At 40.5% G+C, this 18,860-nt stretch carries 16 protein-coding genes; 1 reads left to right on the top strand and 15 read right to left on the bottom strand.

Going from position 1 to position 18,860, the window contains the following annotated elements; genetic code table 11:
- Window positions 1–13: 13 nt before the first annotated feature.
- From CRN97_RS06040 to asnS, 9 genes are all read right to left on the bottom strand, one after another.
- Window positions 14–970, bottom strand: a complete 957-nt coding sequence (locus tag CRN97_RS06040) for a hypothetical protein (protein ID WP_143483247.1) — start codon at window positions 968–970, stop codon at window positions 14–16.
- Window positions 971–1,036: 66 nt separating this feature from the next.
- Entirely contained in the window at window positions 1,037–1,597 is a 561-nt protein-coding gene (locus tag CRN97_RS06045) for a hypothetical protein (protein ID WP_097076222.1), read from the bottom strand.
- Window positions 1,598–1,842: 245 nt separating this feature from the next.
- Entirely contained in the window at window positions 1,843–2,919 is a 1,077-nt protein-coding gene (locus tag CRN97_RS06050) for an acyltransferase family protein (protein WP_097076223.1), read from the bottom strand.
- Between the two features lie 151 nt (window positions 2,920–3,070).
- On the bottom strand, window positions 3,071–4,456 hold the full coding sequence (gene rlmD, locus CRN97_RS06055; protein WP_097076224.1) for a 23S rRNA (uracil(1939)-C(5))-methyltransferase RlmD: 1,386 nt from the start codon (window positions 4,454–4,456) through the stop codon (window positions 3,071–3,073).
- Window positions 4,453–6,774 carry an ATP-dependent helicase gene (locus CRN97_RS06060; RefSeq protein WP_097076225.1) on the bottom strand — a complete coding sequence of 774 codons (2,322 nt, stop codon included), beginning with the start codon at window positions 6,772–6,774 and terminating at the stop codon, window positions 4,453–4,455. Before CRN97_RS06060 ends, rlmD begins: the two co-directional genes overlap by 4 nt.
- 95 nt (window positions 6,775–6,869) lie before the next feature.
- Entirely contained in the window at window positions 6,870–7,496 is a 627-nt protein-coding gene (locus CRN97_RS06065; protein WP_074788633.1) for a DUF1836 domain-containing protein, read from the bottom strand.
- A gap of 117 nt (window positions 7,497–7,613) precedes the next feature.
- Window positions 7,614–7,901, bottom strand: coding sequence for a YerC/YecD family TrpR-related protein (locus CRN97_RS06070; RefSeq protein WP_033153343.1), 288 nt, complete (start codon window positions 7,899–7,901; stop codon window positions 7,614–7,616).
- A 221-nt stretch (window positions 7,902–8,122) separates the two neighbouring features.
- The gene (gene asnA, locus CRN97_RS06075) at window positions 8,123–9,133 is read right to left on the bottom strand and encodes an aspartate--ammonia ligase (protein ID WP_090479188.1); all 1,011 of its coding nucleotides are present in this window, start codon (window positions 9,131–9,133) and stop codon (window positions 8,123–8,125) included.
- 123 nt (window positions 9,134–9,256) lie between these two features.
- Entirely contained in the window at window positions 9,257–10,657 is a 1,401-nt protein-coding gene (gene asnS / locus CRN97_RS06080; RefSeq protein ID WP_033153339.1) for an asparagine--tRNA ligase, read from the bottom strand.
- 358 nt (window positions 10,658–11,015) lie between these two features.
- Here asnS and CRN97_RS06085 point away from each other — a divergent pair, with 358 nt between their 5' ends.
- Window positions 11,016–12,239: a DUF4317 domain-containing protein gene (locus tag CRN97_RS06085; RefSeq protein WP_044937024.1), complete on the top strand. Its 1,224-nt coding sequence runs from the start codon at window positions 11,016–11,018 to the stop codon at window positions 12,237–12,239.
- On the opposite strand, the gene CRN97_RS06090 is transcribed toward CRN97_RS06085, so the two are convergent.
- The 6 genes from CRN97_RS06090 to CRN97_RS06115 are packed head-to-tail and all read right to left on the bottom strand — an operon-like array spanning window position 12,236 to window position 18,819.
- Window positions 12,236–13,753 carry an ASKHA domain-containing protein gene (locus CRN97_RS06090; protein WP_097076226.1) on the bottom strand — a complete coding sequence of 506 codons (1,518 nt, stop codon included), beginning with the start codon at window positions 13,751–13,753 and terminating at the stop codon, window positions 12,236–12,238. The two genes, CRN97_RS06085 and CRN97_RS06090, sit on opposite strands and share 4 nt — an antisense overlap.
- The gene (locus tag CRN97_RS06095) at window positions 13,743–14,246 is read right to left on the bottom strand and encodes a metallophosphoesterase family protein (RefSeq protein ID WP_044937016.1); all 504 of its coding nucleotides are present in this window, start codon (window positions 14,244–14,246) and stop codon (window positions 13,743–13,745) included. The genes CRN97_RS06090 and CRN97_RS06095 overlap by 11 nt, the downstream gene beginning before the upstream one ends.
- Window positions 14,227–14,838, bottom strand: coding sequence for an RdgB/HAM1 family non-canonical purine NTP pyrophosphatase (gene rdgB / locus CRN97_RS06100; protein WP_097076227.1), 612 nt, complete (start codon window positions 14,836–14,838; stop codon window positions 14,227–14,229). The genes CRN97_RS06095 and rdgB overlap by 20 nt, the downstream gene beginning before the upstream one ends.
- 22 nt (window positions 14,839–14,860) lie before the next feature.
- Window positions 14,861–15,922 carry an N-acetylmuramoyl-L-alanine amidase family protein gene (locus CRN97_RS06105; protein ID WP_097076228.1) on the bottom strand — a complete coding sequence of 354 codons (1,062 nt, stop codon included), beginning with the start codon at window positions 15,920–15,922 and terminating at the stop codon, window positions 14,861–14,863.
- 1 nt (window position 15,923) lies between these two features.
- Window positions 15,924–17,663: a lectin like domain-containing protein gene (locus tag CRN97_RS06110; protein WP_090394230.1), complete on the bottom strand. Its 1,740-nt coding sequence runs from the start codon at window positions 17,661–17,663 to the stop codon at window positions 15,924–15,926.
- 4 nt (window positions 17,664–17,667) lie between these two features.
- On the bottom strand, window positions 17,668–18,819 hold the full coding sequence (locus CRN97_RS06115) for a THUMP domain-containing class I SAM-dependent RNA methyltransferase (protein WP_242962012.1): 1,152 nt from the start codon (window positions 18,817–18,819) through the stop codon (window positions 17,668–17,670).
- Window positions 18,820–18,860: the final 41 nt, after the last annotated feature.

The following is an 18,860-nucleotide window of genomic DNA, read 5'->3' on the forward strand; positions in this document are numbered from 1 at the left end:
TCATCAGTTAATCCTAAATCGACTTATCCTCAAGCGGCGTAATATATTTTGAAAACTCAAAATCCTCAACACCATCTATTAATATTATATTACTGTACTGACTTGGCGAAAGCATTTTTATCATTTCTGTTTGCGATATATAAAAATCAATTCCTAAGTGTTGACAATGCATTAAATCCACCCCAACATCTTCAAACTCTTTATTCGAAATAATATACAGAATATTTTCAATACAGCTATAATTACTGTAATCTCTACCTGAAATATCATGTCCATAATTTTTTTCAATAAATGAGTCTTCGTACTCATCATAAGTAGGGATGACTAAATCTCCATCTATAACTTTTAACTCATCAAAAGCATAATCTGAATCATATAAAGCAAAAAAGATTCCGTTTCCGGCTAAAAATGGTTCTACATGCAATCCATGTTCATTTATATGCATATATTGTATCAGTTTGATTTTGTATTTCTTCAGAACATCATAGTCCACCAAATCATCAATCTTCTTTTTTGTATTCTCCATAGAACTGATTAAATCAGCTTTTCGAATCATTGTCGCTTTTTCTTCATTAAGCTCCTCAGGGTACTCCACATCATTTATATATTTTTCTACTGATTCATAACCTGCGTCATATGCTTTACGTTCCATGATTCCACCTGCTAGCATAAACTTTAGTGGATAAAAACTTCTAAGAGTTTCCGCTCTGCTTCTCAAAGTATCCACCCTTGTATATTCCAAATGCTTTATCCTATTTGAAAGCTCTACGTCACTTAATATAATATTGTTATATTTAGTTTCTTCTACAAGTTTTGGAAGTCCATTCTTTTCAACAATCAACTCTGGAAATGCATTTGCAAAACTTTTAAGACTATCATACCCCAATTTTTTAACCACATCCTCGGCTAACAAAAACACCTTATTTTCGACTATTACTCTGGTTTTAAATAAATATTCTTTTACCATCATTATTCTCCTCGCAAAAATTACTTAAAAATCTATTGACACAAACATATTTCAACTTTAATATATGAATCAAGAAATGGGTTTTTTGTCTGGTAAGCCTTTAAGGCCGAGAGGGTTGCTCGTTTCTTTTTTTATGTCTATAACATCGTACAGATACAGTTTATTATCACTAGCATGTCTTATTAACATCGATGCATGATACAAATTGTAACGCTCAATTCTTCCATCATCTGCAAAGACTGGAAGCGCAAATCTCGAATCATATCTATACCAACCATATTGTGCATCTCTTAAATGCTTCTTAGTCGTATTTTCTCTATAAAACTTTCCTGTTGCTATATTTAATAATTCTGGTATTCCTTGCGTAGCATTTGCTTTTGCTTTAGCATTACCTCCTCTTAAGCTTTCAGTATATTCAGAGCCGGTGTATTCGTCTGGCAAATCCGTACCTATGTATACATAATCATCAGTATTTGATATTTCATATATATCTCCAACATATCCATATAAGTACTCTTTGACCTCCTTCCAATCGACTTTCCTTTTTCCTTTAAACTGAATATCATTAATTAATACAATATCATTTCCTTTAGAATCCTTAACAACTGATACATTTCTGTTATTATCCAATTAAAATAATTCCTTTCATTATTTCCTCGTTTTGTTTCATTCCTCTAACCTTTATTAAATAAAAATTTCTTTCTTAAAATTCATTTCAAAATCGTCTTTATAATAATCTTTACCAATTCTATTAACATAAGCCTTTTTCCGGTAAAACGTATATAATCATTACGCTATCACGTATATATTATCATTAAAATTCTCCTTCTTCAATCAAAAAAGCTCCGGCACTTTCACCGAAGCTTAAACGTACATTATTCTTTCTTCTCCTTTTTTATTCCCAGAACACACCACCTTATGAAAGGTATGCGGCTCATGATTTCATACAGAAGGTAGGAGCCTGCGAATGCTGCTATTGCAACCAACAGGTATACGATGACAGGGGCAAGGAACGGACATAACGTATGCAGATACCATCCGCTGACCGCTATCATCAGATAATGGAATACGTAGAGGCCCCATGATTTTCGGCACATCCACTTCGAGAAAGCATTCGTGAAATTTCCCCATTTTTTCATGAAGGCAAGGATACCGAGAGTTCCAAACCATGCGTATACATTGCACATGATTGTGTCCAGAACTACGTGATCCGGATAAGGCTGACCTTTATATAAAATCACAAAGGCTATGCAGGATGCGAGGGCAAGGACGCTCAATAACAGCCAGTTTTTGCCAAGTCGATTCATCACGACCTCATGGGACAGTACAAAGTAGCCGATCAAAAAACCCAGTCCGTAGATACCGAATCTGTACACCACAATTATCGGTGTGTTAAGTATCTGCGCTGCTCCGTATACGGGTATAACAAGAAGTATAAGTATCAAAAGATTGGCTTTGCCGCAGACATTATAGAATCTGTCTTTTTCAATCCTTCTGATCAGTACCAGCATCAGGCTAAAGAGCCATAGCATCTGTATGTACCACAGAGGCCCTGAGCCGCTGACTGCCATTATGAGGAAAAGGATTGGCCCCGGTACATTGCCCATGGAATCAAATGCACCAGACATCAGCATGTTGTAATAGCCAAGAACCCAGCCAAAAACCAGAAGACCGATTGTTGATGGCACAAGATATTTTCTCGTCCTTACTCTGATGAATTCCTTTTCTGTTCGTTTAGTTAGTTCATAGCGGGCTGACATGCCGGATACCACAAACAGAAGTAACATGAACCAAGGATATACAATGTACTGATATGTATCCTGGGGCTGATGCTCACTGAATGGACCGATGATTCCATGTTGTATTACACCGTTGAATATGTAGATTACATGATAGATGACAACCAGCACTACTGTTATCCAGCGAATATTATCCAAGTACACCTTCCTCATATTTCTACCTCCTTTGTCAAATATTTTAGCACTTTTTCTCAATCATAAAAAAGTAAGCTCCACCTGTCTACCAAGCGAAGCTTACATATTTTGCTATTTTTTGTTAAATTTGGTTGCGAGCGCATAGTTTTATATGATCATCTGGTTTTTACTAGGACAGAAGAACAACCGTCTCTACATGATAAGTTCCTGGGAACATATCAACGCAGGCAAGACGTGTTACTTTGTATCCGCGGGTCAAGAATACCTCAAGGTCACGAGCAAGACTTGTAGGCTTGCATGAGATGTAGACTAGTGAATCTACACCATAGTCGATGATTTTATCGAGAGCCTTTGGATGGATACCATCACGAGGTGGATCCAGGATGATGTAGTCTGGCTTTTCTATGATGTCATCAAGAACCTTCAGTACATCGCCTGCTATAAAATCGCAGTTTTCAAGGCCATTGAGCTTGGCGTTTTCCTTTGCAGCCTCAACTGCCTCTGCGATGATTTCTACTCCAGTTACATGCTTAGCTGCAGGTGCGATAACCTGAGCGATGGTGCCTGTACCTGAATACAGATCATAAACCTCTGCTCCATCAGCGCCTGTAGATATAAAATCACGAGCTGTGCTGTAAAGCACCTCTGCTCCCAGGGAATTTGTCTGGAAGAATGAAAATGGTGTGATGGTAAATGAAAGTCCAAGTAACTCCTCCTTAAACCAGCTCTGGCCGTAAAGGATTTCTGTGCCTTCATCTGCAACTACATCTGCTTCTCTATCATTCTTTGTGTGAAGGATTCCAGCGATTTTGCCGTCCCACTCAGTGCAACTTACAAGAGCGTCCTTCCAGCCTGCTAAAAGGGCAATCTCATAAAGAGATGATATCTGTGTGCTTGTAACTAAGTCTATGAGGATTTCGCCTGTTTTGGCTGCCTTACGGACAAGCAAATGGCGAAGATAACCCTCATGTGTATTCTTGCGATAATATGGCTGCTCAGCCTTTGTAAAATACTCAAGAGTCATTGTAAGGACGCGACGCATATCAGCATCGATAATCTGACATCCATCTACTGTGACAACATCATAGAAGCTGCCTTTTTTATGCATACCAAGGGTAAGTGGACCATCCTTCACTTCATCGCCGAAGGAAAATTCCATTTTGTTGCGGTATTCAAACTGCTTTGGGCTGGATTTGATGCCTTCGTAAGTGGCTGTCCAAACATCCTCGCCAATAACAGGTGCCATCAAATCGTGAATCATGCCCTCTTTAATTGAAAGCTGATTTTCATATGAAAGTGACTGATAGGTACAGCCGCCACACTTGCCAAAGTGAACACATGCTGGTGTGTCCATTTCGAGTGGTGATGGCGCATCCACTGAAAGAAGATTTCCCTGTGCCTTTTCCTTTGAGGATTTCTTTACACGAACCGACACCGTCTGGCCAGGCAACACGCCCTTCACTCTGAGCTTGTCACCTTCTGCAGTCTCCATTATTCCTTTGTTTGGAAAAGATACTTTTACAACCTTTCCCTGTACTATTTCTCCACGTTTCATACTTTCTTTAATTTTGCAAAGGATGCAAACATTTTCTTGGTGCCTACGCCATCGAAGTCGACTGTAACCTCGTAGTCACGGCCTTCATCGATGATATCCTTTACTGTACCTTCCTTAAATTTGATATGGCTTACTCTATCGCCTATGCCATAATCCAATGTAGTCTTTTCGATTTTAGTGCCATTTTTATTGGCAACAGCTGTGGTAGAGCTTCCTACCGTATATACGTTAGAACTGTATGTATTTCTAACTGATTCGTTTCTAGCGCCATAGCTTGTAGCTATAGTAGGTCCCTTGCCTGTAGGACGCTGATATACTGAATACTCTCCAATTGGAGTACTAGAGTAGTCGTCCATTGGCTTTGGCTCCCACAGATTGCCCTTAACAAGTTCATCAGGAATTTCCTTAACGAATCTGGAAATCTTATGGAACTGGGTCTCGCCGCGAATCATACGCATGCGCGCACTTGTCATTGTAAGGTGTTCCTTGGCACGTGTGATACCAACGTATGCCAAACGTCGCTCTTCCTCAAGCTCTGAATCTGCACCACCGCCATCAAATATAGCTGCTTGCCCTGGGAATAATCCATCCTCCATGCCAGCCATATATACGTATGGGAACTCCAATCCCTTTGCTCCATGAAGAGTCATAAGTACAACGTAGTTGTCACTCTCCTCGTAGCTATCTATATCTGCAACAAGTGCAACATCCTCCAAGAATCCAGAAAGTGAAGGCTCCTCACCATCATCCCTAGCATCCTTTTCGTAGGCAAACGCCTTTGTAAGTAACTCATCGATATTTTCAATACGAGCCTTTGCCTCGTCTGTGCCCTCCGCCTTAAGCTCTGCAACATAGTCTGTCTGATCAAGGATTTCCTCTACCAATGCAGATACTGACTCCTCAACAGCGATTCTTTTAAGCTTTTCAATAAGGTCTGTGAAGCCCTTTATTTTGCTGGCAGCTTTTCCAATAGATGGAATATCGTTTGCATGTAAAAGTGCTTCGTAGAAATTCAAACCATGCTCCCTAGCATAGTCTGAAACCTTTGTGATAGTGGTAGCTCCAATTCCTCGTTTTGGAATATTGATAATACGCTGAACTGCAATATCGTCATTACCATTATCTACTGTCTTTAAATAGGCAAGAACATCCTTGATTTCCTTACGGCTGTAGAAATTTACACCACCAACGATTTTGTATGGGATGCCCTCGTAAATCATTTTTTCTTCTATAAGACGTGACTGGGCATTGGTACGATAAAGCACGGCACAATCACGATAATCAGCCTCACCTCTGCGTACAACTGAGCCAATATTGCTAGCGATGTAGCTGGCTTCCTCGTATGCACTATCAAACTGCTGGAACTGGATTTTGTCTCCATCCTCAGCCTCTGTCCAGAGAGCCTTTTCCTTTCGGCCTTCATTATTAGCAATGACCGCATTAGCAGCATTCAAAATATTTCCAGTGCTTCGATAGTTTTGCTCAAGCTTGATAACATGAGCGCTTGGGAAGTGCTGCTCAAAGTTCAAAATATTGTAAATATCTGCACCACGGAACTTGTAGATAGACTGGTCGTCATCACCAACTACACAAAGATTCTGCTGGCCGCCGATAAGAAGACGGACCAACTCGAACTGAGCTGCATTGGTATCCTGATACTCGTCAACCATGATGTATTTGAATTTGTCATTATAATATGCACGAACATCCCCATCCAAACGGAGAAGCTCTACTGTCTTCATGATCAAATCGTCGAAATCGAATGCATTGTTTTGACGAAGACGAGCCTGATACTCACGATAAACTGTGGCCTGACGAGACATATTGAAATCTCCCATGGCGCGGTTAGTGAATTCCTCTGGACTGATGAGCTTGTTTTTAGCATCAGAAATGACATTTAAAAATGTGCGTTCCTTAAACTGCTTTGTATCAATCTGGAGATACTTGCATACTTCCTTCATCAAAGTCTTGCAATCGTCTGTATCGTAAATGGTGAAATTGCTAGTGTATCCCTGACCAAGATTCTCGCAAAACCTGCGGAGAATACGAACACAGCTGGCATGGAAAGTGGCAACCCACACACCGTCTGAACCGAAGCCAACGATATTATCAATACGCTCCCTCATTTCCCTGGCAGCTTTGTTAGTGAAGGTGATCGCCATGATATTGTATGGCATCACACCCTGCTCTATTAAATAAGCAACGCGGTGTGTAAGCACTCTTGTCTTGCCTGAACCAGCGCCAGCCAAAATAAGAACAGGGCCATTGATAGTCTCAACGCCCTCACGCTGCTTGTCGTTTAACATACTTAAATCCATAACATAAAATATCCTTTATTGCATGATATATTTCGAAAATTTGTTCTGATTTATTCTATCACATCAGAACTATTCTAGCTATAAAATCCCAAAGATTACATTGGATTTTCTTGAGAACTTTCTTCCTTTGTCTGTGGCTTGTCCTCTCTTTGAGCCAAGTACTGCTCTATCATCATCTTCTTAACAAACACATCAAAAGCAAGCTCACAAATGAAAGTGAACTCCTGTAATTCTGCGCGAGATTCCTCATCCTGATCTGCAAAGGCCTGTTTACTAATGTTGTATTTGCGGATAATATCCTTTGTAACATCGGAAGCAACCTTGCTTTCGTAGCCTACCATAGCTGAATAAATATCGTAGAAACCAAGCCCTTCCTTTGAGCCAAAATAGCGAGTGTTGATAGGGTCCAGGATGTTCTTAATCTCCTTCATAGATAGAAAGTTTTTAAGATAATAAATGAAAATCAGATTCAGCATGTGATCCCTTGAATACTTCTTTTTCTCAGGCGAAGGCAAAATCTGATTCTTGGTATAGTTGTTAATCATGGTTTTAGTCATAGCTTTGTCTTCTGTTGCCTCGCGAACAGTACCAAGCTCCTGATCCAGGAAAGTAAGCACCTGATCCATGTATAAATCTATATTAGGTATATCCTCTGGATGAACATAATCGATTTCTGCCAGCTGATGTAATATTTCGTTAAGTCTTTTTCTAGAATTGTCCATTTCCAATACTCCTATATTTTTCATCACATAGTTTCAAAAACTACATAATATAATACCATAGTTGCAACACAAAAAAAATGAGCTAGGAATAAATCCTAGCTCATCTAATAAATAACTCTACTGACCAATTCTTTTAAGTACTAAATCATATCCGTCATTACCATAATTAAGCGCACGATTAACACGGCTGATAGTTGCAGAACTAGCACCCGTTTCATCAGCAATATCCTGATATGTTCTTTCCTCTCTGAGCATCTTAGCAACTTCGAAGCGCTGCTTCATTGCTACCATCTCATTTACAGTACATAAATCTTCAAAAAATTCATATGCTTCTTCAACTGTTTCTAGGCTAAGTATAGCTCTGAGAAGCTCATCCATTTCTGCTGTTTCAAGTTTTTTATTCATTTCTATAACTACTCCTGTAAAATCCCCGCCTATAAAACTAAAATTATTACACTATTACTGTAGCACACTAAAGTCTTAAAGTAAAGGGTTACATAAAAAATATTATTTTCGCAAAAAATCGGCCCCCATTACCTGAGAGCCGAAGTATATTCTACGATATTTTTTTTTAATTGTAAAGGATTTTGTTTGCCACAGAAAGACATTCTTGAGAAAATTTCCGTCTACAGAATAACAACACCCTTGTCACTAGCATATTTTACGTCCTCTTCAGGCCAGAATGAACACTGTACCTCGCCGATGTGACACTTGCGTAAGAAGAACATACAGATACGGCTCTGGCCGATACCGCCACCGATTGTATATGGAAGCTTCTTCTCTAAAATTGCCTTCTGGAATGGAAGACTTGCTCTGTCTGTGCAACCAGACTTTTCAAGCTGACTCTTAAGACTATCTTCGTCTACTCTGATACCCATTGATGAAAGCTCAAGTGAAATATCATCAACTGGATAGTAAACGATGATATCTCCGTTAAGCTGCCAATCATCGTAATCAGGAGCACGACCGTCGTGCTTCTCCCCCGACTTAAGTAAATCGCCAATCTTCATAAGGAAAATTGCACCGTATTCCTTGGCTGCTTCATACTCACGCTGGCTAGGAGTAAGATTTGGCCATCTATCCTCTAGCTCCTGTGTAGTTATAAAATGAATCTCCTCAGGCAAGATGCACTGAACATAATCATAAGAATTAGCAATGTATTTCTCAGTCACACGAAGAGCTGCATATACGCTCTTAACATATTTCTTAAGAGTCTCTTCAGTACGAGCAGATTTCTCTATGATGCACTCCCAATCCCACTGGTCTACATAAATAGAGTGAATGTTGTCAGTATCTTCATCCCTGCGGATAGCATTCATATCAGTGTAAAGGCCCTCACCGACATTAAAGCCGTATCTACCAAGTGCCATTCTCTTCCATTTAGCAAGTGAATGAACAACTTCAACTTCTTTGTCTCCCTGCTCCTTTACGCCGAAAGCAACCGGGCGCTCAACGCCATTAAGATTATCGTTAAGTCCTGACTCAGGCTCAACAAAAAGTGGAGCTGTTACACGATGTAAATTAAGCTCTGCTGTAAGCTGTGCCTGGAAAAAATCCTTCACCTTCTTAATAGCTATCTGTGTCTCTTTCAAATCAAGTGCCGAAGCATACCCATCTGGGATGTAAATCTTGCTCATATTCTCCTCCTAGTCATAATCCGCCCGTTACGTCCACAAGCATTAGTATTTCTCCGCTCGACTACATGTCTCGCTTGAGAAATCTAATAGCTTGTTCACTACGGGCTCATCTATCAGTACAAATTACAGGTCGCAGTTACCAACGGTACGTGGGAATGGGATTACGTCGCGGATGTTGCCCATGCCTGTGAGATACATTACGCAGCGCTCGAAGCCGAGTCCGAATCCGGCATGGCGAGAGCTACCGTATTTACGAAGGTCAAGGTAGAACTGGTAATCTTCTTCCTTGAGGCCACATTCCTGCATTCTCTTAAGGAGTACATCGTAGTCATCCTCACGCTGAGAACCACCGATGATTTCTCCGATGCCTGGAACGAGGCAATCCATAGCTGCAACAGTCTTGCCGTCTTCGTTGAGCTTCATATAGAAAGCCTTGATTTCCTTTGGATAATCTGTAACGAATACTGGCTTACCAAAAATCTTTTCTGTGAGGTATCTCTCGTGCTCTGTCTGTAAATCACAGCCCCAAGATACCTTGTAATCGAATTCATCGTTGTGTTTCTCAAGCTCTGCAACTGCATCTGTGTATGTGATGCGGCCGAAATCAGAATTAGCAACATGATGAAGTCTATCAAGAAGTCCCTTGTCGATGAAGTTGTTGAAGAACTCCATCTCCTCTGGAGCATGCTCAAGAACGTAGTTGATAACGTACTTTAACATATCCTCTGCAAGAATCATGTCATCCTCAAGATCTGCAAATGAAATCTCTGGCTCAATCATCCAGAACTCTGCTGCATGACGAGTTGTGTTTGAGTTCTCTGCACGGAATGTAGGTCCAAATGTGTAGATGTTCTTGAATGCCTGAGCATATGTCTCACCATTTAACTGACCTGAAACTGTAAGGTTTGTAGCATGGCCAAAGAAATCCTGTGAGAAATCTACCTTGCCATCCTCTGTCTTAGGGATATTGTTAAGGTCCATTGTTGTAACCTGGAACATCTCACCAGCGCCCTCGCAGTCAGAGCCTGTGATAAGTGGTGTGTGTACATATACGAAATCACGCTCCTGGAAGAACTTGTGAATAGCATATGCGCAAAGAGAACGAACTCTGAATACAGCCTGGAATGTGTTTGTACGTGGACGAAGATGTGTCTGTGTACGAAGGTATTCCATTGTGTGTCTCTTTGGCTGAATTGGATAATCTGGAGTAGACTTTCCTTCAATATCAACCTTTGTTGCCTGAATCTCAAATGGCTGCTTTGCCTCTGGTGTAACAACTACAGTACCTGTTACGTATACTGCTGCACCAACATTTAAATGACAAACCTCATCGAAGTTGTCGATTTTGTCCTGATTAAATACAACCTGTACTGGATTGAAAAATGTACCATCTGCAAGTACTAAGAAACCGAATGTCTTTGAGTCACGCATGTTGCGTACCCATCCAGCTACTGTAACTTCCTTGCCATCATAGTCTTTGAAATTTCTTGAAAGTGTTCTTACGTCTGTTGTTTTAACGCTCATTTTCTTTCTCCTTAAAACTTAATACTTTTTGGCATTAAATAAGCCCCATCAAACTTGCGCTTGATGAGGCTGTCTAATTCTTACTTATTGAAACAATCTTCAAATCTCATCAACACAATAAAATTAAATCCCCTGATTATTATTCACGGAATTATTATTGTTATTATTATTGTTGTTGATTACAAATGAACGTGACATAATTGTTCCCCTTTATTGTGTTAAAGTATAGTTATTTGACAATTCAATGTCAACCCCTATATGGCAAAAGGTACTTCAAATCAAAAACGTCAAGTCTTGCTATCTATTTTTTTGAAACATATAATAGAGTCGTTACATTAAAGACAGGAGTTAGAGTTAAATGAATAAAAAAGAAGTAAATGAAATAAAGCGCCGTTTTAAGAAGGACGCATGTAACTTCGATAAAATGGTTGGTTGCTATGTAGATGCAAACAAAGAAATGGTTCTTACCTTCAAGGAAACATTTCTTAATCTTGAAGATGAGGAGTTTCATAAGTACCTTGAAATTGCCAACAAAGCAATGTCTGGTACAATCGGAAACAATCTATTAGAGCTTCCATTTGATCCAGAATCAGAAATCGAAGGAAGCGGTCACGATTTACTTATGAGACTTCGTGAATCACGTCTTCAGGATGAGAAACTTCTCATTGAATACTACAATCGCATCATTGAATCGTACGATTTTGTTGGAAACTTCTTAATCCTTTTATATCACGACACATACGATATTCCTGTAAAGACATCAGACGATTTAAAGCTTGATGAATCAGAGGAAGTTTATGACTATATCATCTGCGCTATCTGCCCAGTACAGCTTTCTAAGCCAGGCCTTGGATATCGTGAGCAGGAAAACCGCATCGGTGCAAGAGACCGTGACTGGGTTGTTGGTCCTGTTGATACAGCATTTACATTCCCATGCTTTACAGAGCGTACTACTGACTTACATGCATGCTTAGCATACACAAAGAACACAAAGGAGCCTCATGTAGAGTTCTGGGAAAACTGCATTGGCTGCGGCACAAAGAAAACTTCTACTCAGAAAAAGAACGCATTCGACAATATGCTTAACCAGGTTCTTGGTGAGGAAACAGAAGATACAATCGAGACAAAGCTTGATATTCAGCAGAATCTTTCTGATTTCATCACTGTAGAAACAGAGCGTCTCGGCCCTGAAGAGCCAATCATTCTTGAGGCACAGGACGTTGCAAACATCCTTACAGATTCTGGTCTTTCAGATATGAAGGTTGAAAAGGTTCAGGCTAATTTCGAGAACTATTTTGAGGAGGCTCTTCCACTTGCAGAAGAAATCCTTGATGAAAAAGCTCTTAAGAATAACGAGCTTCGTGTAGAAAAAAATGTTCTTAAGGAAAGAGTTGTCGATCTTACAAAGCAGCTTAAAGAAGTTAGCGGCGTAACAGCAGATGGTAAAGAAGCTGATATCGTTGTTAAGGTTTCAGAAACAAAGGCTGCTGATGTTACAACAGCCTATGTAGATGGCAAAAAATGTCTTTGCGTACCTATTGATCCTGAAGACCTTTTAATGCTCAATGGCGAACAGCTTTAATTAAGCATTAGATTTTCTAAAAAAAGTTTTTCGAATCCAGGGTTGTCATTTAAAATGACCACCTTGGATTTTTCTTTTATCTCGTTAAGAATATCTTCATCCCCGTTAAGGATATATTCTATTCCACCAAGCAATGCAGTATTTCCCACAGATTCATATTTGGATGCCAATTCCCTTGGAATCAATCCAATATCTGCAGCCGACCATACACTCGCAGATGCACCAAGGCCTCCTGCCACATATAAATGGTCGATATCCTCCATGGTCAAACCAGCCTCCTGCACTAAAAGCTGAATAGCTGAATGAACTGCTGATTTGGCAAGCAGCACCTGCTGAATATCCTCTCCAGTAATTGACACACCATCAGCCACAGGATATCCGCTTTCACTGTACTCATCCAACAGTAAACCACCATCGTCTATTATCTTATTTCGATGAAGCTCGTGAACAAGGTCTATAATACCGCTTCCGCAAATTCCTATAGGCTGCTCTCCGCCTATGGTTGTGTATGTGCATTTTCCTTTATTGATGCTCAGATGATTGATGGCACCACGAACAGAAGCCACTCCACAGCTAAGGGATGCACCTTCTAAGGCAGGACCGGCGGACGCAGATGAGCACCAATAATTATCTCCATCAAACAATACAAGCTCAGCATTTGTTCCCAAATCTACAAGTAGGAATTTATCCTGTGCTTTATTATTCTTCTTTGCTTGCATTGCCAAATAAAACAATCCTGAAACAATATCTCCACCAACGAAGGCACTTATCGACGGCATGAAGAAAATATTACGACCTTTTTCCACAAAACTAACACTATCAAGTGTGTATGGAATAAATGGATACTGGGCCAGGCCATCAACAGTGTATCCCAGGAGCAAATGTGTCATGACAGTATTTCCGCAGAAAACAACCTTATGCATAAGAAAATCTTCACCAAGAATTTTATTTCCTAAATCGGTTAAATCCTTGCGAATACAATTCTTTAAATCCTCTCCATGACCGTCCATGGCAGCCTTTACTCTGCTCATAACATCAGCACCAAATTTAGCCTGAGAATTAGTACAGTTACGCTGACGCAGAATCTTACCTGTGGATAAATCAATGATAGCTGTAGCAAGGGTCGTTGTACCTACATCCACAGCGATTCCTATATTGCTCTTATCCAAAGCTTCATCTTCTGCAACTTCGTCTGCAAGAACTGATGTAATTTCACCTGCCAATGATGCTGGGACCTGAATTTTGCAGTCCTTTGTGATAACGCACTTGCAGCCAACTCTCCAGCCGGCTCTCATATCCGAAAAATCTAGAGCCTTTTCATCTGCAGAGGTCATCTGTGGTGCGCCATAAAGAAATTGAATGTTACAACTCAGACATTTGCCTATTCCACCGCATGGGCGATAAAAGCTCAGTCCAAGCTGCTCCATTGCGTCTACGAACTTGATAGGTTCGTCTGACATCAAGATATGCTCTTTTTGTGGAGTTTCTCCATCAATGATAATCTTAATTTCCATGTGTTCTATCGTATTCCTCTAATGAATGTAAGTTCATAGTAAACTCACCATCATTATCCACCATAATTGTCATATAAGTGTGTTCACGACTATTTTGTCTTGGGAATGCAATACTGCCAGGATTTGCTATAATCAAATCCTCGTAATGGTCGATTGTTGGTACATGGGTATGGCCATAAAGGACAACATCACAGCCTTTATTTCTGGCAGCTTCGGCTATTCTTTCGTAACCATAATTTACGCCGTAATAATGTCCGTGAGTAAGCATAATCACATGCTTTCCTACCTCAAGAACAACTTCGTTTGGGAGATTTGTCCCCCAATCACAATTTCCACAGACACATTCTGCTGGAGCTTCCGACATCATCCAAAGATTGTCCTCCACCCCCTGCCCATCACCCAGGTGATAGATTCTGTCTGGATTTTCTATGTGAATGGCATCACGAAGATTTTCCGATCTGCCATGTGTATCACTAACAACTAATATTTTCATGCTTATAAATAACTTCCTTTATCATTCTAAGAGCCTGGCCCCTGTGGCTTATAGCATTTTTATCCTCTGGTGAAAGGCTTGCTGTACTAACATCCTTGTCCCAAAGATAAAAAATTGGATCGTAACCAAAGCCGTTTGTGCCCATTGGCTCCCAACCGATGTAGCCCTCGATTGTGCCACGAACAACTGCATCCTCTCCATCAGGGAAAACTGCTGAAACTGCGCACACGAATCTAGCGCTTCTATCCTGTTTTTCAACTCCGTCCAGGCGCTCTATAAGATTTGCATTCTTAATATCGTAAGATGTATCCTCGCCCATATATCTAGCAGAATAAATACCTGGCTCCTTGTTAAGCGCATCGATTTCCAAACCGCTATCATCAGCAAGCACAATTGCATCCTTTGCTACTGCTGCAATTGCTCTAGATTTGATTAAGGAATTTTCCTCAAATGTGGCACCGTCCTCCACGATATCAATATCAATGCCAGCTTCTTTCATTGAAAGAAGCTCGAAATCCTCCTCTCCAAGAATCTCGCGAATCTCTCGCATTTTGTTGGCATTGCCAGTTGCAAAAATCACTTTTCTTTTCACTACAATTATTCCCTTCTACTCGTTAATATAAATATTCAATTACTGCATCGTACAAAGCCTTTGCAGCCTTTGCCTGATATTCAGAATCCTGCAGCAAATCCAACTCCTTTTGATTTGTCATAAAGCCTACCTCTACAAGTGCAACTGGCGGCTCTGACATTCTAATAATGTAGACCTCATCCCCCACTACTGTGCCCTTTGACTTTGAGCCCAGCTCATTTAAAAGGTGCACAAGGCAAAGTGTTGAAAATGATTTTGATTCCCCGGTGGTATCTCCACCCTCGTACATAACTTCTGTACCGTTGATAGAAGACATTCTACCAGATGCAGTTGAATTGTTATGTACAGACAGGAATAAATCTGCCTCTGAATCGTTGGCCAATCCAACTCTGTTTTCAAAGGAAGGATTGGAGTCGTCAGTACGTGTATAATAAACGCCTATATTTTTATCAGTTCTATCAAATAATTTCTTTAGCTCCAGCACTATGTCCAGATTCAAATCCTTTTCATATACGCCCTGCTTTGTGGCGCCTGGAACATTTCCGCCATGACCTGCATCCACAACTACTACATAATCATAAACCTCATGTGGATCTACAAAATCAAAGTAAATATATTCGTCTTCGGAAGTCATCTGAACTTCCAAAACATCGTCCATAGTTATTTCAATTACACCTACCAAATTTTCACTGTCGTAAGTTACATCAACGATGTTATTTGACGCACCTCGCATAGGATAATTGCTGAAATAATCTTTTCCAATACCATTTATCGTAATTGCGATAGTTTTATCTACGTGGATGTTATCAATGCTCACACTGGCACTGGTAACGTTCTGTGGCAAAGTTAATCTGATTTGGTGCCCCTTCAAAACAGAATCTCTTGTAGCCGCACTTTCCTCTTGCAAAGCTTCCTCGCTGGAACGTAGCATATCCATAACAGATACCCTTCCCCCGGAAAGCTTCTCATCCTCCACTTGTAAAGCGATTATGTGCATGTTCGGCACATAAATCAGCAGGCAACTCATCAAAATGGTGATTGCCAGAATAATAGCCGTAAAGGCTCCCATCACTTTTTGTTCCATATTATTCGAACACTTCCACAACATTATTTGCGTAGGCCTTGATGCAAAGGTTTGCCTGCACCACGTCCTCCACGTTCTCCCAATCTAAACCATTGTTACTGATAAATCCCTTGCCATCAGTAATGTCCACTGCCTGAGTCATAGAATCAGTTACGTACTCAACTGCCAAAGGACGAACAGTATCAGGTGTATTCACATATAAAACTACTGCAAAGCTTTCTCCCTCTGCTACAGTCTTTGGGGAATTAAACTTGATAGTATAATATCCCTTCTGTGAAACTGTGCCTGATGCAACCAGCTCCTTCTCCGAAAGCGAGCTTGTGTTTTCGTAGTTGGAAACAAAATACACCTGATAGCTAGTGTCAGTTCCAAGGGCATAAAAGCCTGCTGCCTCAATCTGCTGATCTGCGTCAGCCACGAATGTGTTGGCACCATAAGCCCACTGCTTGCTATAGCCAATCTGTCCAACCCAACCACACAAATCACTTTGGTAAATATAGTTGTATGTATTGTTGGTATCTATTTTGACATAAGATACCGCCTGGTTACCAATATTTGAATCATAGTAAGAAATATAGAAAACACCATCATCACCGAAGCCTGTACCCCAGCTGTTTTGGCAAATAAACGCGCCGTTTGCAGGAACATCCTCGCTGAAGTTTGATGCTGGATAATCGTCGTCCCATCCAATTATAACCACATCGTGATTTGGCTTTGCATTTCCTGTATAGCAGTATGAATTGGTTCTGCGATTATAGCTGCTAGAACCTGTCAGATTTGATGTAGATACACTGGCATAAATGGATGTAGAAACGCCACCGTACTGATATACTGCCCACTTTATCTCGTCCAGATTTTCTGCATCATAAAAATGAGCCTCCTGAAGGTGAATCTGGTTCTCCTGAGTCTCACCAGTCAAGCTGGAAATAATTGCAGGTGTAGTATCACTCTCCTCTGTCTGCTCCTCCACTGGTCCCTGCCATGAAAGCAAGTATGCAAGGGCCATAGTGTATTTGCCGCCTGCCGACTGATCAAGGTCAAAACTGTTTTCATTTATCATTGAATCTACTGAGAAAAGATGCTGATGAACTGGCAGCAATGAAGACTCCAATGCCTCCAATGAAGCACACGCCCAACATGTAGAAGTCGAGCCTTGATTTCTGATTGTGCTGACGCGATTAACATCTCTAAGATCATAATCTCTAGGCAATGATGGAACTTTGTCATACTGAATGCTGACAGTGTATGTAGCCTTGTCGTATTCATATGCGTAGCCAAATGCCTTGCACAAGTCCTCAATGCCAATATAGAGCTCCCCCAAATGCATAGAAGGAGCAATAGAAAGGTCTATTTCATCGCCATTTTCTGTGGCGGTTGTATTGTCTAAAATGTATTCGTATACATTATCTGTTATCTGAACTAAAGCAGCAGACTCATCCTCCATGAAGGCTGAGCCTTTCAGCACAGAACGAATAAACTCTAAGGATCCAACTGGATTCAAAGAGTCATCCAAAATGGCATAGCTCTGTGTGTTAGAGTATTCCTGTCCGTTGATAAAAATCTTAAGCTGATTTGAATCATTAAGATTTTTGGACATAAGAGGATACAGCACATCCTCATTCAGTGCTGCTCCACGGAAAGTTTCTACTGCTGCGTATCTGTCATTCCAATTATTTAATTTCCAAAATAAAGTGATTGCCAATATCAAGGCAAACGCTAAAAATCTCTTGGAAAGTTTCATTTATTTAGTCCTTCTTCTTTGGCTTAGGTCCTAAAAACTGGTAGAAGTATGTCTTGATCATTCCGTTGTAGATTTTACGGTTCTTATCTGCCTTCTTGCCAATGGACTTTGGTGCATCCTCATAGCTGGTGATAACGTACATAGACCAGCTATCAAGTGCCTTAAATGCATCTCCAAGCTTGCCGTAGATTTCAGGCAAATCCTTTTTGTCCTCCAAACGCTCACCGTATGGTGGGTTTGTAAGAATGAAGCCATACTTTTTAGGATGGCGAAGATTTGCAACATCTCTGGCCTGGAAATGAATCAAGTGATCAACTCCTGCTTGCTTTGCATTCAAGCGGGCTATCTTTACCATTTCAGGATCTATATCAAAACCTTGTAGGTCGCATTCGATATCTGTATTTACCTCTGCTCTGGCTTCATCAAAGCAGTCCTTCCAAATCTGTGAATCGATAAGATTTGTCCAGTCCATAGAAGTGAAGTCTCTGTTGAGACCAGGTGCAATATTTGCAGCCATCATAGCCGCTTCTATCAAAAATGTACCTGAACCGCAGAATGGGTCCACAAGGATTCGGTCTGCACGCCATGGTGTAAGCTCAATTAAAGCTGCTGCCATAGTCTCCGAAAGTGGAGCCTTGCTAGTGTATGTTCTGTAGCCTCTCTTGTGAAGAGGAACACCAGTAGAATCCAAAGTAACTACAACATCGTCCTTTAATAAGAAGATTCTTACTGGATATTCAGCGCCATCCTCATCAAACCAGTTGATATCGTAATATGATTTCATACGCTCAACCATGGCCTTTTTAGCAATGGACTGAATGTCTGTCAAAGAGAAAAGCTTACTTTTAACTGAAGTAGCTTTTGTAACCCAGAATTTGCCGTCCTTTGGAATGTATTCTTCCCATGGAAGAGATTTGATTCCCTGGAAAAGCTCCTCAAATGTGGTGGCATGGAAACGGCCAACCTCAACAAGCACACGCTCTGCACAGCGCAAGTGAATATTTGCACGGCAAATAGCCTCCGCATCACCTATGAAGGTCACTCTTCCGTCAGTAACTTCTGTGATGTCGTATCCCAAATCGTATATTTCTCTTTTAAGTGGTGCCTCAAGTCCAAAATGACATGGGCAACTAATTGTAAAAATCTTCGTTTTCAAATAATTTATAACACTCTTTCTTAATTGATTTTTCAAGGAAA

Source organism: Pseudobutyrivibrio ruminis DSM 9787 (assembly GCF_900218035.1).
In the GTDB taxonomy this organism is placed as follows: Bacteria; Bacillota; Clostridia; order Lachnospirales; family Lachnospiraceae; genus Pseudobutyrivibrio; species Pseudobutyrivibrio ruminis.

Bases quoted from the DNA above. Each gene is read 5' to 3' on its own strand.
- CRN97_RS06040 (WP_143483247.1), bottom strand. From the start codon at position 970: ATGATGGTAAAAGAATATTTATTTAAAACCAGAGTAATAGTCGAAAAT.
- CRN97_RS06050 (WP_097076223.1), bottom strand. From the start codon at position 2,919: ATGAGGAAGGTGTACTTGGATAATATTCGCTGGATAACAGTAGTGCTG.
- rlmD (WP_097076224.1), bottom strand. From the start codon at position 4,456: ATGAAACGTGGAGAAATAGTACAGGGAAAGGTTGTAAAAGTATCTTTT.
- CRN97_RS06060 (WP_097076225.1), bottom strand. From the start codon at position 6,774: ATGGATTTAAGTATGTTAAACGACAAGCAGCGTGAGGGCGTTGAGACT.
- CRN97_RS06065 (WP_074788633.1), bottom strand. From the start codon at position 7,496: ATGGACAATTCTAGAAAAAGACTTAACGAAATATTACATCAGCTGGCA.
- CRN97_RS06070 (WP_033153343.1), bottom strand. From the start codon at position 7,901: ATGAATAAAAAACTTGAAACAGCAGAAATGGATGAGCTTCTCAGAGCT.
- asnA (WP_090479188.1), bottom strand. From the start codon at position 9,133: ATGAGCAAGATTTACATCCCAGATGGGTATGCTTCGGCACTTGATTTG.
- asnS (WP_033153339.1), bottom strand. From the start codon at position 10,657: ATGAGCGTTAAAACAACAGACGTAAGAACACTTTCAAGAAATTTCAAA.
- CRN97_RS06085 (WP_044937024.1), top strand. From the start codon at position 11,016: ATGAATAAAAAAGAAGTAAATGAAATAAAGCGCCGTTTTAAGAAGGAC.
- CRN97_RS06090 (WP_097076226.1), bottom strand. From the start codon at position 13,753: ATGGAAATTAAGATTATCATTGATGGAGAAACTCCACAAAAAGAGCAT.
- CRN97_RS06095 (WP_044937016.1), bottom strand. From the start codon at position 14,246: ATGAAAATATTAGTTGTTAGTGATACACATGGCAGATCGGAAAATCTT.
- CRN97_RS06105 (WP_097076228.1), bottom strand. From the start codon at position 15,922: ATGGAACAAAAAGTGATGGGAGCCTTTACGGCTATTATTCTGGCAATC.
- CRN97_RS06110 (WP_090394230.1), bottom strand. From the start codon at position 17,663: ATGAAACTTTCCAAGAGATTTTTAGCGTTTGCCTTGATATTGGCAATC.